This window comes from Neoroseomonas rubea, assembly GCF_016106015.1.
GTDB lineage: Bacteria > Pseudomonadota > Alphaproteobacteria > Acetobacterales > Acetobacteraceae > Neoroseomonas > Neoroseomonas rubea.
The window spans coordinates 1-1,476 of sequence record NZ_JACADQ010000569.1 but is presented as its reverse complement, the minus strand read 5'-3'; the positions used below and the strand labels follow the sequence as shown (position 1 = coordinate 1,476).

The following is a 1,476-nucleotide window of genomic DNA, read 5'->3' as shown; positions in this document are numbered from 1 at the left end:
CGCCGCCCGCCCGCAGCACCGCGCCGGCGAGCACGCCGTCCTCGATCGCCTGGGTCGCGCCCTGGCCGAGCGTCGGCACCATCGCATGCGCCGCGTCGCCCAGCAGCAGCACGCGCCCGCCGGCCGCGACGCGGCGCAGGGGCGAGGATTGCAGCCGCGCCCAGTGCAGCGATTCCGCATGTTCGGCGAGCCGCGCGCTCATCCAGGCGACGGCGGGGCAGGGCGCCCCATCCGTCGGCAGATAGCGCCGCGCCTGGAACGCCGCGCTGCGTATCTCGTCGTCGATCGGGGCATCGGGCGTCGAAAGCGGCACCGCGCCGGCGATGTAGACCGCGCCGCCCGGCAGCCGATAGGACAGCAGCCGCGCCCGGCCTTCGAACCACTGGCCGTAATCGTCATAGGGACAGTCGCGGGCATCGGGCACGAGCATGCGCGACATGGCGACGCCGTGGAAGGCGGGCAACGGCGCCTCTGCCGCCAATTCGCGCAGGCGCGAATAGCGGCCGTCGCCGGCGACCAGCAGGTCGAAGCCGCCGAAGCGATGCAGCCCGCCCGCCGCATCGGCCAGCACGGGAACAAGGCGCCCCGCCGCATCCTCCTCCAGCGCCGCCAGGGCAAGGCCGCGTCGCGTCGTCGCCGCAACGGGGGCGCGCAGCACGCGGTACAGGTCGGACCAGCGCAGGCGGATTCCCGGCTCCTCCGCGACGTCGAGCAGGTCGATGTCGAACAGCCGTTCCCCCGCCGCCGTGTCGATGAACCATCGCCGCCAGGGCAGGGAGGCCGCGCGCACCGCATCATGCCGCGCGGGCAGGTGCAGCCGCAGCGCCTTCATCGCATTGGGGCCGACATTGAGGCCGGTGCCGGCCTCCTCCGCATCACTCTCCGTCATGCGGTCGAAGGCCTCGACCGCGATGCCGGGCCGTCCGGCCAGCATCTCGGCCAGGACGCTGCCGGCGACGCCGGTGCCGATGATGCCGATCCTCATGGCCCGGCGATCGCCGCGACCAGGCCGCCGCCCGGCGGGCCCTGGTGTTCCGCGCCACCCGAGACGAAGACGCGCCCATCGCCCGCCGCGGCCGCGATGATGGCGCCGAGGGCCGCGCGCAGATGGCGCTGCGCGTCGATGTCGGTGTCGCCCAGCATGGTGTGGCGCTGGCCGCGGATGCGCCCCGTCGCGTCGGGCTCGCCCTTGGCGAAGACGGCGCGCAGCCGCCCGGGTCCGCCGAGCGTGGCGACCAGGTCCTGCGCCGCGCCGATGTCGAGCACATCCGCCATGCTGCGGACGCCGAGGCGGAGGCCGGGCGCCCAGCCTTCCGCCTCGCCCAGGATGATGACCTCGTCGCAGGGCACCTCGATCCCGGCGGAGACCGCGACGCGGCCGGAGTGCAGCGACAGGTCGGCGAGCAGCGCCGCCCCCGTCGCGCGCGCCGCGGGCACGTCCCCCAGCGCGACGGCCGCGCCGAGCGCCGCCGATGC

Annotated in this window: 2 protein-coding genes; both read right to left on the bottom strand. The window is 75.5% G+C overall.

Annotation, left to right across the window (positions count from 1 at the left end; translation table 11 throughout):
* Positions 1 to 985, bottom strand: a 985-nt coding sequence (locus HW577_RS24935) for an FAD-dependent monooxygenase (protein WP_198378783.1), incomplete at its 3' end; no start/stop codon positions are given.
* Positions 982 to 1,476, bottom strand: a 495-nt coding sequence (locus tag HW577_RS24930; protein ID WP_332837810.1) for a ring-opening amidohydrolase, incomplete at its 5' end; no start/stop codon positions are given. The genes HW577_RS24935 and HW577_RS24930, both read right to left, overlap by 4 nt.